General features: G+C 47.0%; 1 protein-coding gene. It reads right to left on the bottom strand.

Annotated elements, in window-relative coordinates:
- Positions 1 to 236: G5 domain-containing protein (locus tag HMPREF2655_RS03650; protein ID WP_142352125.1), on the bottom strand; the 236-nt coding region annotated here is incomplete at both ends.

Below are 236 nucleotides of genomic sequence, written 5' to 3' on the forward strand. Positions count from 1 at the left end.
TTAGAGATTTCCTGGCTTCTCTCTACTTTTCCATCTACCATGTACTGACGGGTGACGATCGTACGCACTCCATCTTGACCAGCTTGGGTTATCTTGGTCTGGCCAACTGGCAAGCTATCACTCTCTACTCGTTCTCGAGTGTAGGGTTCTGCTACCGTTGTGGTAACATCTTTTTCTTCAACCTCTAGACTTGGAACTTCATTTACAGGAGCGTCTGTTGGTTTCTCGCTAACAGG

The organism is Streptococcus sp. HMSC066F01 (assembly GCF_001837335.1).
In the GTDB taxonomy this organism is placed as follows: domain Bacteria; phylum Bacillota; class Bacilli; order Lactobacillales; family Streptococcaceae; genus Streptococcus; species Streptococcus oralis_S.